At 53.2% G+C, this 13,156-nt stretch carries 8 protein-coding genes; 2 read left to right on the plus strand and 6 right to left on the minus strand.

The genetic code is table 11. The features are described 5' to 3' along the window. Window positions 1-18: 18 nt before the first annotated feature. On the minus strand, window positions 19-2,088 hold the full coding sequence (gene glyS / locus ABYK60_RS04830; protein WP_372870796.1) for a glycine--tRNA ligase subunit beta: 2,070 nt from the start codon (window positions 2,086-2,088) through the stop codon (window positions 19-21). 25 nt (window positions 2,089-2,113) lie between these two features. Beyond that, window positions 2,114-3,019, minus strand: coding sequence for a glycine--tRNA ligase subunit alpha (gene glyQ, locus ABYK60_RS04835; RefSeq protein ID WP_126168880.1), 906 nt, complete (start codon window positions 3,017-3,019; stop codon window positions 2,114-2,116). A 107-nt stretch (window positions 3,020-3,126) separates the two neighbouring features. Here glyQ and ABYK60_RS04840 point away from each other — a divergent pair, with 107 nt between their 5' ends. Further along, on the plus strand, window positions 3,127-3,693 hold the full coding sequence (locus ABYK60_RS04840; protein WP_372870797.1) for a DNA-3-methyladenine glycosylase I: 567 nt from the start codon (window positions 3,127-3,129) through the stop codon (window positions 3,691-3,693). Between the two features lie 84 nt (window positions 3,694-3,777). Here ABYK60_RS04840 and ABYK60_RS04845 read toward each other — a convergent pair whose 3' ends face one another. Together ABYK60_RS04845 and tusA are read right to left on the minus strand one after the other, a co-directional pair. After that, window positions 3,778-6,966: an amidohydrolase family protein gene (locus ABYK60_RS04845; RefSeq protein ID WP_372870798.1), complete on the minus strand. Its 3,189-nt coding sequence runs from the start codon at window positions 6,964-6,966 to the stop codon at window positions 3,778-3,780. 144 nt (window positions 6,967-7,110) lie between these two features. After that, window positions 7,111-7,356, minus strand: a complete 246-nt coding sequence (gene tusA, locus ABYK60_RS04850; RefSeq protein WP_372870799.1) for a sulfurtransferase TusA — start codon at window positions 7,354-7,356, stop codon at window positions 7,111-7,113. 305 nt (window positions 7,357-7,661) lie between these two features. Here tusA and ABYK60_RS04855 point away from each other — a divergent pair, with 305 nt between their 5' ends. Beyond that, window positions 7,662-9,644 (plus strand): methyl-accepting chemotaxis protein, encoded by a 1,983-nt coding sequence (locus ABYK60_RS04855; RefSeq protein ID WP_372870800.1) that lies wholly within the window; start codon window positions 7,662-7,664, stop codon window positions 9,642-9,644. 79 nt (window positions 9,645-9,723) lie between these two features. Here the strand turns inward: ABYK60_RS04855 and fadA are convergent, their stop codons facing one another. Beyond that, window positions 9,724-10,887 carry an acetyl-CoA C-acyltransferase FadA gene (gene fadA, locus ABYK60_RS04860; protein WP_372870801.1) on the minus strand — a complete coding sequence of 388 codons (1,164 nt, stop codon included), beginning with the start codon at window positions 10,885-10,887 and terminating at the stop codon, window positions 9,724-9,726. Between the two features lie 19 nt (window positions 10,888-10,906). Then, window positions 10,907-13,057: a fatty acid oxidation complex subunit alpha FadB gene (fadB, locus tag ABYK60_RS04865; protein WP_372870802.1), complete on the minus strand. Its 2,151-nt coding sequence runs from the start codon at window positions 13,055-13,057 to the stop codon at window positions 10,907-10,909. Between the last annotated feature and the right edge of the window lie 99 nt (window positions 13,058-13,156).

The following is a 13,156-nucleotide window of genomic DNA, read 5'->3' on the forward strand; positions in this document are numbered from 1 at the left end:
AAGAACAGGCAGAAGCCGTTATTGCAGCAAAGAGATGTCGGCGACGTGCAGGAACTGGTCGCGCAGGTTGCCAAGCAGTGCCAGACGGTTGTTACGAAGCGCCTGGTCGTCGGCCATGACCATCACGTCTTCGAAGAACTGATCCACGCACTCGCGCAGGGCAGCGAGTTCAGTCAGTGCCTGTTGGTAGTTACCGGCCGCAAACAGCGGGGCAATCACTGGCGTCACTTCGGCAAGCTTGGTGGCGAGTGCCTTTTCAGCGGCTTCACTCAGCAGTGCAGCATTGATGCTGGCTGGCAGTTCACCTTCAACCTTGGCGAGGATGTTGGACACACGCTTGTTGGCGGCGGCCAGCGCTGCGGCCTGCTCCAGGGTGCGGAAGTGGCTTACTGCCAGGATCCGGTCATCAAAATCTGCAGGGCGGGTTGGACGACGGGCCAGCACTGCGAGGATAACATCGGTGCTGATGCCTTTGTCCTGATACCAGGCGCGGAAGCGGGCCATCAGGAACTCCAGTACTTCATCAGCAGCCTGGGCATTGCTGAGGTTGGCGCCGTGCAGTTCGACAGCTTTGGCAATCAAATCAACCAGATCCAGCGGCAGCTTGTTCTCAACTATGATACGCAGCGCACCAATGGCGGCACGGCGCAGTGCGAACGGGTCGGCAGCGCCTTTCGGCGCCTGACCGATACCGAAGATGCCAGACAGGGTGTCGAGCTTTTCAGCCAGTGCCACGGCGCAGGAAACACCGGCGCTTGGTACGCTGTCACCGCTGAACTTGGGCTTGTACTGTTCTTCCAGCGCCACGGCTACTGCTTCTGCTTCACCGTCGAGACGTGCATAGTGCATGCCCATGGTGCCCTGAGTATCGGTAAATTCCATCACCATGTTGGTCATCAGGTCACATTTGGACAAGAGGCCCGCGCGGGCAGCTTCTTCGCTGCTGGCGCCAATTTGACCTGCGATAAAGCCGGCGAGGGCAGAAATACGCTCGGCGCGGTCTTTCAGGGTGCCCAGTTGCTTCTGGAATACCACGGTTTCCAGACTCGCCAGACGGCTTGCAAGCGTGTGCTTCTTGTCGGTGTTGAAGAAGAATTCGGCGTCGGCCAGACGTGGGCGCACCACCTTCTCGTTACCGGCAATGATTTGCGCCGGATCTTTGGACTCAATATTGGCCACAAAGATGAAGTTGGGCAGCAGTTTGCCTTCATTGGAGAATACAGGGAAGTATTTCTGGTCACCTTTCATGGTGTATACCAGGGCTTCGGCGGGCACGGCCAGGAACTTGTCTTCGAAGTGGGCGGTGAGTACCACTGGCCACTCAACCAGCGAGGCCACTTCTTCAAGCAGGGTTTCTTCGATGTCGGCGTTACCACCAATGATGGTGGCGGCTTTCTCCGCATCGGCCTTGATGGTGGCTTTACGGGCCTGATAGTCGGCGATAACTTTGCCGCGCTCTTTCAGGGCTGCCAGGTAGTTGTCGGCATGATCCAGACTGAAGCTGGACTCGCCCATAAAGCGGTGGCCGCGAACGATGCGGTCAGACTGGATACCAAGCACTTCACCGGCAATCAGTTCGCTGCCAAGCAGCAGGGTAACTGTGTGTACAGGGCGGATAAACTGAGTGCTGTTGCTGCCCCAACGCATTGGCTTGGGGATAGGCAGCTTGTCCAGTGCGCGCTGGGTCATGGCTGGCACCAGTGCTGCTGTTGGCTCACCGGCGACATTGGCACGATAAACCAGCCATTCGCCTTTGTCAGTGGCCAGACGCTCAGCTTCGGCAACGGTAATGCCGTTACCACGGGCCCAGCCTTCGGCGGCCTTGGTGGGGTTACCCTCGGCATCGAAGGCGGACTGCACGGCAGGGCCGCGCTTTTCAACGACTTTGTCTTCCTGAGCGGTAGCCAGACCCTTAACGTACAGGGCCAGACGACGCGGAGCTGCATACCATTCGATAGATTCAAATGGCAGTTCGGCCTTGGTCAGCTCTTCGCTGAAGTTGGCCTGAAAGGATTCGGCCAGGGTGCGCAGCGCTTTCGGTGGCAGCTCTTCGGTACCGATTTCGATGAGCAGGTTTTCGAATTTCATTTAATCTTCCTCTTATTTGCACTGCTTATTTGCACATGGGGAAGCCGAGGGCTTCACGGGCCTTGTAGTAGGCTTCGGCAACCGCCTTGGCCATGGTGCGCACACGCAGAATGTAGCGCTGACGTTCTGTCACAGAGATAGCGTGACGGGCGTCCAGCAGGTTGAATGCGTGTGAGGCCTTCATGACTTGCTCGTAAGCGGGCAGAGGCAGAGGAGTTTCCAATGACAACAAATGCTGACAGGCTTTTTCGCATTGGTCGAACATGCCGAACAGGAAGTCCACATCGGCGTGCTCAAAGTTATAGGTAGATTGTTCTACTTCGTTCTGGTGGAACACATCGCCATAGGTGATGCGACCCATAGGGCCGTCGGTCCAAACCAAGTCGTAAACGCTGTCTACGCCCTGGATGTACATGGCCAGACGCTCAAGACCATAGGTGATTTCACCGGTCACTGGGCTACATTCGATACCGCCCACTTGCTGGAAGTAGGTGAACTGAGTCACTTCCATGCCGTTGAGCCAGACTTCCCAGCCCAGACCCCAGGCGCCCAGTGTTGGCGATTCCCAGTTGTCCTCTACGAAGCGAATGTCGTGGATTTGGGTGTCGATACCCAGGGCTTGCAGCGAGCCCAAGTAGAGTTCCTGAATGTTATCGGGGGACGGTTTCAATACGACCTGGAACTGGTAGTAGTGTTGCAAGCGGTTAGGGTTTTCACCGTAGCGACCATCGGTTGGGCGGCGTGAAGGCTGCACATAAGCACTGCTCATTGGCTCGGGGCCGAGGGCGCGCAGGAAGGTCTGGGGGTGGAAGGTACCGGCACCGACTTCCATATCCAGTGGTTGGACAATGGCACAGCCTTGCTGAGCCCAGTAATCTTGCAGGGTCAAAATAAAGCCCTGGAATGTCTTTACGTCGTATTTCGTCGTCATGTCTACTGCTGTCAGCTGAAAATAGAAAATGGGTTCGATTATACCTTGTAGATCTGTGGTTATGTAGGCTATTTTTGAGCGAATTTACGGCTAAATAGGGACTTTGAATGGCAGATAACAAAGTGAGATGCGCTTGGGTCAGCGATGATGAGCTGTACCAGCAGTATCACGATGACGTTTGGGGCAGGCCGGTTTACGATGCCAAAGAGCTGTTTGCCAAGCTCTGCCTCGATGGTCAGCAGGCCGGTTTATCCTGGATTACCATCCTCAGAAAGCAAGCCAGTTACGAGGCCGCGTTTGCCAATTTTGAACCTGCTATCATAGCTTGCTTTGATGAAGCTAAGGTTGAAGAGCTGCTTCAAAACCCGGGTATAGTCCGTAACCGTGCCAAGGTGAACTCCATTATCCGCAATGCTCGGGCATATCTGAATTACGTTGATGCTGGCAACGACTTCTCGGTGTTTCTGTGGAGCTTTGTTGGTGGTAAACCTAAGGTCAATCGGTTTGCGTCCATTTCGGAGGTGCCCGCCCAGACAGCGGAATCCGAAGCCATGTCCAAGGCACTTAAGAAGCTTGGCTTTAATTTCGTCGGCCCTACCATTTGTTACGCCTTTATGCAGGCGGTCGGCATGGTTAACGACCACACCATGGACTGCCATTGTTATCAGCAATAGGGTGACGTCAGTTTTCAGACGCGCAATAAAAAAGGTGTTCCACGTGGAACACCTTTTTTCAGGCGTTTTCTTTAGGCGCTAATGTCAGATTTTCTCAAAGAAGAAGCGTTGGCGTTTTCGCTTGTCACCATTGAGTTGGTTCATGGTTTCGGCATCGTACAATTTGCCATTTACCATAGTATGAGTCACCTTGTCGGTCACTCGGATATCGGCCAACGGGTCGCCATCAATAACGATTAGGTCAGCGAGTTTGCCAGCCTTGATCGAACCCAGCTGGTGATCCATGGCGAAGGTTTTGGCAGGATTGATAGTGGCTGTTTTCAGCACGTCCATATTGCTCATGCCACCCTGGGCAAACATCCACATTTCCCAATGGGCTGCCAAGCCTTCGCGCTGACCGTGGGCACCAATGTTTGGCACTATGCCCAAATCATTCACCTCTTTAGCAACGCGAGCCACGTTGAAGTGATTGTAATGCTCATCCGGTGCAGTCGGTCGACGCATGGAACGCGCATCCAGCAGGTCGCTTGGTACGTACTTTGACAAACGTGGGTGAGCCCAAACTTCTGTCTTGTCGTACCAATAGTTCTCACCGGAGATACCACCATAGGCCACTACCAGAGTAGGTGTGTAGGCAACCTTGGTTTGGCTCCAGAACTGCTTGATGTCGTTGTAAATGGCACCAGCTGGCAGCGAATGCTCTATGGTGGTGTGGCCATCGGCGATCATTGTTATGTTGTGCTGCAGCAAGCTTCCGCCTTCCGGCACTACCATCATTTCCAGTTCACGGGCAGCCGCTATCACCTGTTGGCGCTGGTTACGGCGTGGCTGGTTGTAGCTCTTCACGCTGAATGCACCAACTTTTTTCAGGCGTTCCAGGTGGAACTTGGCATCGTCAACAGAGTCTATGTGGCTGGTGTAGCCGGGCAGGTTGGCACCGTACAGAATGGTACCGGTAGAGAAGATCCTCGGGCCCACGATTTTACCGGCCTTTTGTTGCTCAGATGCAGCGAAGATTTCGGTCGTGTCGTTTGATGGGTCATGGATGCTGGTTACACCCAGCGAAAGGCCTGCATACAGGTTCCAGTTCTGCTGAGGAATAATTTCATCCTCACCCTGGGAACCGTGGGCGTGTGCATCGAACAGGCCGGGCATAATCGTTTTGCCGCTAATATCGATAACTTCAGCCGATGCAGGAATGGTTACAGCATCCTTACTGCCTACAGCTGAAATTTTGTTATCTGTCACTATCACCACACCATTGTCGATTACCCGGTCGTTTTCCATGGTAATCACCTTACCGCCAACAAAGGCAATGGTTCCACGTGGAACATCTGCCTGCTTCTCAAAGCCGATTTGAGTGATCTTAGGTTCAACCTTGGACTCTTTGTCTTCGACTTTGGCGTAGCTGGCATCAACCGGCATTTGATACAGCTCTGGGCCAAGGGTCCAATAAAGCTGATTGCTCTTGTTGTTCCAGCTCAGGCTTTCACCGGCGCGTACGCTCAGTTGTGTTACAGGCAGATTGCCGGCCTTGGGACCAATTTCTACGGTCTCACCATGCTTAGCGAAGGGGGTAACAAAGACTTTGAAGCGCTCTGCGAAGGCCAGTTGTTCACCATCGGGGGAGATGCGGAATTCTGTTGCATGCTTGCTGGTGTAGTGAGTGCGCTTTTCAAATCCACTCATGTTGATGGATGAAAACTGCGGCGTCTCGCCACTTTCCATAAAGTAAACCCGGTCATTGTCAGCGCCAAATTGGGGTTGAAAACCCATGGCACTGATACGTGTGTTCTTTTTGGATTTGATGTCGGCCTTATACAAACCCGGGTCGTTGGACCAGGTTGGTGGGGTAATGTAGCCACCACTGGCTTTGCGGTACACCAGAGTATCACCCTTTGGAGAGAACACCGGCTCGACATATTTGCCGGGGTGTTCGCTAATCTTGGTGACTTTGCGGCCATTTAGGCTGATAACCTGAACCGTACCCTGGTTCTTGTCATTCCAGGTGGTGAATGCCAGTTGCTTACCATCACGGGACCAGGTCGGATAGAGTTCGGCAACGTCATCGGCAAGTTTGGTTAATCGGCTGACCTTTCCATCCGGCAATGATTTAAGCCATAGTTTGCCAAGGGCCTCATACACGACCTGCTTACCGTCGGGTGATACCTGCGCCATGCGCAGCATTTTCACGTCAAACTTTTCCTGATCCAGGTTTTGGGTGAATCGCACCGAAGGCTGGATATCCATCTGGGTTTTTACATGGAACGGAATGTCAGTGACCTTGTTGTCAGCAATATTCAGGCGCTGGATTTTCCCCTTGGCCCAGAACAGCAGTTGTTCGCTGTCTTTGTCCCAGGCCATGGTGGGGTACACGCCATGAATGGCCCAGGTTTCCTGCATGTCGCGGTCAAGCTCGCCATAAACTTTCCGTTTCTCACCAGACTCTAAATCCAATAAATACAGGGTCGATTGGAAGCCATCGCGGCGGATGAAGGCGAGCTTTTTGCCATCAGGGCTTGGTGTTGGACGAATGGCACCGCCGGTGCCTTCAATCAGTACTTCGATATCACCGGTTTGGGTATCGTAGCGTTTAATCTTGTAAATGCCTTGAACTGAATCTTTTGAATAATGGAAGGTCTTGCCCGGGGTGTCATCCTGACTGAAGTAAATGTATCTACCATCCGGGGAATAGGCCGGCTCACCCAAATCTTTTTGGTCATTTGGACGGGCTGTAAGCATTATACCTTCACCACCCGTGATGTGATAAAGCCATACTTCACCTGCACCTAGGCTACGGCTGGCGGTGAAATGCTTACGGCCTACCAGATATTGGGAGTCAGGGCTCCAGGCTGGGCTGTTGATTAGCCGGAAGGTTTCCTTTGTTACTGCGCGGGCATTTTTGCCGTCGGCATCCATCACCCAAAGGTTATCGCCGCCGTCTTGATCTGAAGTGAAGGCGATGTATTTGCCATCAGGGCTATAAACTGGCTGCATCTGCCAGGCGATGCCGCTGGCCAGCACTTCGGCCTCGCCACCCTCGGCCGGGATACGGTAGATGTCGCCTAAGAGGTCGAACACTATGTATTTGCCATCTGGACTCAGGCTTAGGTTCATCCAGGTGCCCTCGTTGACATCCACTGTGACTTTTTCGAGAGAGGCGTTTTGTGGAGCATTGACTTGCCAGGTTTCGGCTTCGTCATTAGCAAAAGCGGTGGGCGTTATAGCCAAAGCCACCGCAATCATGCACGGTTGCAGACGGGGTTTGAACATTTGGGTTTCCTAATCGTTATAGTTATTGAGATAACGCTGGGCACAACGTGATGCCCAAGGCAAAAATAATCAGGTTGTTATCTCATAAATTATCGGTCAGTAAAACCCTATTTCTGTTTCAAATAATAATCTTCAGAGCTGCGATTACAGCCCCTTTTTGATGAGGTAACGATAAGGGGTGGCTGAGGTGTCACAGGCTATCAGAGTGTGATCCATGAATTCGCAAAAACTGGGAATATCCCGCGTCGTAGCCGGGTCGTCGGCAATAATCAGCAAGGTTTCACCATCAGCCATATGGCGCACCGTTTTACGCACCATCATCACTGGTTCCGGGCATCGTAAACCAAGGGCATCCAGCTCTCTATTTGCAGTGGCGAAAATTTCAGTCATTGGCTCTTTCTCTGGGTGTAACAGTTGACGCTAATGTTACTCCACGGTTCAGTAATCACCAAGTAAGCGCGATCCAAAATGTGGACTTTGATGTTTCACGTGGAACATTTTCGAGGGATTCATATGAATCATGGGGGAGGAATCTTCGAAATCGAAGTCACCAAACCGATTTGTGTTGAATTAATGTTGCTTTTCAGTTGGTTGCATATGAAATAACAGAAAATTTGTTGCGACTATAACTGCCTGTGCTAGGGTATCGACAGTTGGTTAATAATAATCATTTTCATCCATGGAAGTGGAATAAGATGTCATTTAAAAAAACACTATGGTTTGGCTTATTGGGAATTGGGTTAATTCCTCTACTGCTCACTGGATCTATTCTTCAAAAGTTTGCATCTGATGCGTTAGCTGAGCAGGCGTTTAATAAACTTCTTGCTGTGCAACAACTAAAGTTGAATCAGCTCAAATCCTATTTTGCTGGCAGCTACGCCGACCTCACAATGCTCTCTGCTGCTGTATCCGACATGATCATCTATAGCGATGGTTCTTCGCTGAATACGATTATTCAATCTCACCATGAATACTTTGATCAGATGGCCAAGGAGTATGGTTATTACGATGTATTCGTTATTGACCTTGAAGGCAATGTTGTTTACACCCAAGCCAAAGAGGCTGACTTCGGGTCGAATCTGGTAACAGGAGCATTTCGTGATAGTAATTTGGCAAAGCTATACCAGCAGGTAATAGCTAGCCAGTCATCTGAAATGGTGGATTTTGCACCTTATGCTCCAAGCAAGGGAGAGCCGGCGGCATTTATTGGACGGCCGGTAATGGTAAACGGAAAGATGATTGCAGTGGCAGCACTTCAGCTCTCCATCGAAAAAATCAACAGTTTGATGAACCAACGGGCGGGTATGGGGCAGACAGGTGAAAGTTATCTTGTGGGGGCTGACTATCGAATGCGATCTGATTCCTTTTTGGATCCCCATGGTCGAAGTGTGTCAGCCAGTTACGCAGGGACAGTAGAGGCTAATGGGGTTAATACCAAGGCGTCCAATACTGCATTAAGGGGGGCTGAGGGCCTCGAAATTATCCTCGATTATAATCAGAATCCGGTGCTGTCAGCATACATGCCTGTTTCGCCGGATTTGGGGCAAAGGATTCGTTGGGCTTTAATTGTGGAAATCGATCAGGCTGAAGCGCTCGAATCTGTTGTGCTTATTAAAAATAGCCTGTGGATAGCTTTGGGGATTTCCGCTTTCGTGGTGATGGGTTTTGCCGTCATTATGCTGCGTGCGGTTTTACGTCCTCTTGGGGGAGAACCGAAGGTGATGCAGTCTGTTTCTGAGCGAATAGCCGAAGGCGATCTTGCGATTGACTTTTGCGAGGGAAATAAGACCGGTGTGTATCTGGCAATGCAGTCTATGTCGGTTAATCTTCGGGAAATAGTTTCCCGTATGGTGGGGATTACTTCGCAGCTTTCTGCCGCATCCGAGCAGACGCGGGTTGCTAGTGAAGAAACCAACCAAAGCCTGTTCCAACAACAAAGCAACATAGAACGGGTGTCAGCGTCGATTCATGAGATTTCTGCCTCAATAGCTGAGGTTGCCCGCAACGCACGCCAGGTAGCAGACTCAACCCAGTCAGCCTATGGACGGTCACAAATCGCCGATACGCAGGTTCGTAGTAATATAAACATAATCAATGGATTAGCGTCAACCATCAGTGATGCGACTGATGTGATCCGTAATGTGGAGTTGCAAAGCCAGAGTATCAGCAAGGTGCTGGAAGTTATCCGCGGTATTGCCGATCAGACGAATTTATTAGCCTTGAATGCAGCCATTGAGGCGGCGAGGGCCGGTGAGCAGGGGCGTGGCTTTGCTGTGGTTGCCGATGAGGTGCGCCAGTTAGCGCAAAAAACCGCTCAATCGACCCAAGACATTGAGGAGATGATAGTTCTGCTCCAAAAAGGGACTCAAGATGCGGTGGGTGTGATGGGGCAAAGCACGATTCACCTTAAACAGACGGTAGACAGCGCTGAGTCGACTGCCGAGGCGATTCGAAACACACATATTGAGATAGAGTCCATTGCCACCAACGCTGATCAAATAGCCACGGCTGCGGGGCAGCAAACTTTGGCTGCTGAAGAAATCAGTCAGAGTTTGTCGGTGATAAGTGATGCTGCCACGGTTAATGCTGCCAGTTCTGAACAGACGGCGGTGGCATCGACGCAATTGAGTGAGCTTGCTATGGATCTCAAAGCCATCACCGGCAGTTTCAAAACCTGAACAGGTTGAAAAGCGAGGTTTCACGTGAAACATAAAAAAGCCGACCATCAGGTCGGCTTTTTATTACGACTAATTCGAGTTACACGCGCTCGAACACGGTGGCAATGCCCTGACCCAGACCGATACACATGGTGGCAAGACCCAGGGTAGCGTCCTTGTGTTCCATCAGGTTGATTAGGGTAGTGGAGATACGGGCACCGGAGCAGCCCAGTGGGTGACCCAGGGCGATAGCGCCGCCGTTGAGGTTCACCTTATCTTCCACGACGTCCATCAGGCCGAGGTCTTTTACGCAAGGCAGTGACTGAGCGGCAAAGGCTTCGTTCAGCTCAATCACATCCATATCCTGGATGCTGAGACCGGCACGGGCCAATGCTTTTTGGGTGGCGGGAACCGGGCCGTAACCCATGATGGCGGCATCGCAGCCGGCAACGGCCATGGAGCGTACCCGGGCGCGGATTGGCAGACCGAGGGCGCGGGCTTTTTCTTCTTCCATCACCAGCATGGCGGCAGCGCCGTCAGACAGAGCAGAAGAAGTACCAGCGGTCACAGTGCCATTGGCTGGGTCGAACACAGGGCGCAGGCTGGCCAGTGACTCCAGAGAGGTCTCTGGGCGGATAACTTCGTCGTAATCGACTTTGATCAGGCCGCCGTTGGCGTCGTGGCCTTCGATGGCATAAATCTCTTTGGCGAAGCGACCTTCGAGGGTTGCGGCGTGGGCGCGTTGGTGTGAACGCACGGCAAACTGGTCCTGCATTTCACGGCTGATGCCATGCAGCTTGCCCAGCATCTCGGCGGTCAGACCCATCATGCCCGAGGCCTTGGCCACATTGGCGGCGAGGCCTGGGTGGAAGTCAACACCATGGTTCATCGGCACGTGGCCCATGTGCTCAACCCCACCGATGATAAAGGTGTCGCTCATGCCGGTCATGATGGCACGGGAGGCCTGGTGCAGGGCTTCCATGGAAGAACCACACAGACGGTTAACGGTAACGGCACCGGCAGTCTTGGGGATGCCGGCCAGAAGCGAGGCGTTACGGGCAATGTTAAAGCCCTGTTCCAGGGTTTGCTGCACGCAGCCCCAAATCACGTCTTCGATGCTGTTGGGATCCAGGCCTGGGTTGCGCAGCAGCAGCGCCTTCATCAGCTCGGCAGACAAGGTCTCGGCGCGAACATTACGGAATACACCACCCTTGGAGCGGCCCATGGGGGTACGGATGCAATCTACAATAACGGCTTGTTTCATTTTGATGTTCCTTCCCTAATCAGGCCTTTGGATAGTAGCTGCCATTGCTGCTCGCGAGGGCGCGCATGGCGTCTGTGACCTGATACAGGCCGCCCAGATGGGCATATTTATCGGCCAGTGCCACGAAGTTGGCTACGCCCATGGTATCCAGATAGCGGAACACGCCGCCGCGGAATGGAGGGAAGCCAAGGCCATATACCAGACCCATATCGGCTTCGGCCGGGCTGGCGATAATGCCTTCTTCGAGACAACGAACGGTTTCGATGATCATGGGGATCATGGTGCGGGCAATAATCTCATCGGCATCAAAGGCTTTCTGCTCACCAAAGGCTTCGGCCAGCATGGTGTAGGAAGCCGGGTCCACATCTTTCTTCGGCTTGCCGCGCTTATCGATGCTGTATTGATAGAAACCTTTGCCGTTTTTCTGGCCCAGACGACCGGCTTCATACATGACGTCGATTGCGTCTTTGCCGGATTTACCCATGCGATCAGGGAAGCCTTCGGCCATCACCGCCTGAGCGTGGTGGCCGGTGTCCAGACCCACAACGTCGAGCAGGTAAGCCGGGCCCATTGGCCAGCCGAATTGCTTCTCCATTATCTTATCGATGGCTGCGAAGTCGCCACCGTCAGCCAGCAGACCGTTGAAGCCGGCAAAGTAGGGGAACAGCACGCGGTTTACAAAGAAGCCGGGGCAGTCGTTCACCACGATTGGGGTTTTGCCCATCTTGCTGGCGTAAGCAACGACAGTAGCAACGGTTTCTTCGCTGGTGTCCTTACCGCGGATCACTTCCACCAGTGGCATCTTGTGAACCGGGTTAAAGAAGTGCATACCACAGAAGCGTGCAGGATTCTTCAGGCTCTTGGCCAGGAAATCGATGGAGATGGTGGAGGTATTGGAGGCGATGATGGCATCGTCAGCCACCAGACCCTCTACCTCGGCAATTACCGCGGATTTTACTTTTGGATTTTCCACTACGGCTTCAACTACCACGGCAGCATCTTTAATCGGTGCGTAGTCCAGCGCAGGGGTGATGTTGTTCAGCACCTTGGCCATTTTCTCCGGCGTGGAGCGACCACGGGATACCTGAGCAGTAAGCAGCTTGGCGGCTTCGTTCAGACCCAGATCCAGAGCGGCCTGGTTGATGTCTTTCATCACAATCGGCGTGCCCTTGCTGGCACTTTGATAGGCAATACCGCCACCCATGATACCGGCGCCGAGTACGGCGGCCTGGTTCACATCTTTGGCGAGCTTGCCTGCCTTCTTGGCTTTGCCTTTAACAAGTTGGTCGTTAAGGAAGATACCAATCAGTGCGGTGGCTACATCGGTTTTGGCCAGCTGAATAAACGCCTGATGTTCAACCTGCAGCGCGTCGGAGCGGCTCATGCCGGCAGCCTTTTCAACCACGCTCACGGCGGCCATCGGCGCGGGGTAGTGTTTACCGGCCACGGCGTAGACCATGCCTTTGGCTGTGGTGAAAGACATCATGGCTTCGAGTTTCGGCAGCGTCAGTGGTGCCTGCTTACGGGCGCGGCGTGCTTGCCAGTCAAGCTTGCCATCGATGGCATCTTTCAGCATTTGGGTCGCTGCGGCTTCCAGAGCTTCCGGCGCTGTGACAGCGTCGATGGCGCCAACTTTCAGGGCGTCTTCAGGACGCTGGTCTTTGCCGGTGGAGATCCATTCCAGCGCGTTATCGGCACCTATGATACGAGGCAGGCGCACTGTGCCACCGAAGCCTGGAATGATACCCAGCTTGGTCTCGGGCAGGCCAATTTTGGCTGTGGTATCGGCGATACGGAAGTCAGTGGCCAGAATGGTTTCGCAGCCGCCGCCCAGGGCAAAGCCCTTGATGGCTGAGGCGGTGGGGAAAGGCAAGTCTTCCAGCTTGTTGAACACCACGTTGGCTTGCTCGAGCCACGCTTGCAGCTTGGCGTCTTCTTCGGCAAATAGCGCCAGGAATTCGGTGATGTCGGCGCCAACGATAAAGGTGTCTTTGCCTGAGGTCAGCAGGGCGGCTTTGGCTTCAGAGGCCTTGATGGCGTCAAGAGCAGCGTCGAGGGCGGCGAGGGTTTCGCGATCGAACTTGTTGACCGAGCCGGGCGCGTTAAAACACAGCCTGGCAATCTTGTCAGCGGTCAATTCGACCTGGATTGTAGGACTTTGGTAGATCATGTGCTTGCTTTCCTTTTTGGTCAGGAATCCATCTGCAGACGGATTCTCCTTTTTTACAGCAATAGCGGCCATCATTTGACCATTTGTTTGCCAGTGTGC

This window comes from Shewanella sp., from assembly GCF_041630135.1.
GTDB lineage: Bacteria > Pseudomonadota > Gammaproteobacteria > Enterobacterales > Shewanellaceae > Shewanella.

Excerpts from the sequence above, each read along its gene's own strand:
- ABYK60_RS04845 (WP_372870798.1), bottom strand. The coding sequence starts at position 6,966 with ATGTTCAAACCCCGTCTGCAACCGTGCATGATTGCGGTGGCTTTGGCT.
- glyS (WP_372870796.1), bottom strand. The coding sequence starts at position 2,088 with ATGAAATTCGAAAACCTGCTCATCGAAATCGGTACCGAAGAGCTGCCA.
- fadA (WP_372870801.1), bottom strand. The coding sequence starts at position 10,887 with ATGAAACAAGCCGTTATTGTAGATTGCATCCGTACCCCCATGGGCCGC.
- ABYK60_RS04840 (WP_372870797.1), top strand. The coding sequence starts at position 3,127 with ATGGCAGATAACAAAGTGAGATGCGCTTGGGTCAGCGATGATGAGCTG.
- glyQ (WP_126168880.1), bottom strand. The coding sequence starts at position 3,019 with ATGACGACGAAATACGACGTAAAGACATTCCAGGGCTTTATTTTGACC.
- fadB (WP_372870802.1), bottom strand. The coding sequence starts at position 13,057 with ATGATCTACCAAAGTCCTACAATCCAGGTCGAATTGACCGCTGACAAG.
- tusA (WP_372870799.1), bottom strand. The coding sequence starts at position 7,356 with ATGACTGAAATTTTCGCCACTGCAAATAGAGAGCTGGATGCCCTTGGT.
- ABYK60_RS04855 (WP_372870800.1), top strand. The coding sequence starts at position 7,662 with ATGTCATTTAAAAAAACACTATGGTTTGGCTTATTGGGAATTGGGTTA.